Source organism: Pseudoroseomonas cervicalis ATCC 49957, assembly GCF_000164635.1.
Lineage (GTDB): Bacteria > Pseudomonadota > Alphaproteobacteria > Acetobacterales > Acetobacteraceae > Pseudoroseomonas > Pseudoroseomonas cervicalis.
This window is the reverse complement of record NZ_GG771240.1, coordinates 1-557: the sequence shown is the minus strand read 5'-3', so window position 1 is coordinate 557 and position 557 is coordinate 1. Positions and strand designations below refer to the sequence as shown.

General features: G+C 75.9%; 1 protein-coding gene. It reads right to left on the bottom strand.

Features of this window, described 5'->3' with window-relative positions; genetic code table 11:
• The coding region (locus tag HMPREF0731_RS22780; RefSeq protein WP_007006641.1) for an MmgE/PrpD family protein at positions 1-557 on the bottom strand (557 nt) is incomplete at both ends.

Sequence of the window (557 nt, the reverse complement as noted above, 5' to 3'; positions counted from 1 at the left end):
GCCGCCGCGGCGAAGCGCTGCTGCACCCGTGCCGCATCGGCCGGCTCCAGGTCGGGCAGCGCGGCGGCGAGCTGCCTGCCATCGCGAAGGGTCAGGCTGACCTCGGCCCCCTGTCGCGAGGGGAAGGCGGCCGTGGCCTCCGGGTCGATCTCCAGGCTGGCCAGCGCCACCAGGCGCAGCAGCGCGGGATCCGCCGGCAGGGCGAAATGCCGCTCCTCCACGGCACCGTGCAGCAGCGCGGCGGCGACACAGAAGCGGATGCTCATCTTGGCCTGCAGCACGCGCTGGAACGGCCCTGTGCCGTCGCAGCCCGGATAGCGCACCGCCGCCTCGGAGGCGCGGATGCGAATCGCGGCGATGTCGTCGGGGTCGATGGCCCCCGCCTGATGGCGCAGGCGCTGCGCCGCCTGCGCCGGGGTCTGGGCGAAGTTGCACAGCGGCAGCGCCTTGCGGAACACGTGCCGCAGCTCCGCATCACCCTCCGCGAACAGGGGCAGCGCCGCGGGCGGCGTGGCGCCGGCAGCGGCGAACAGCCCGGCCGGGCCGTCCAGCGCGGC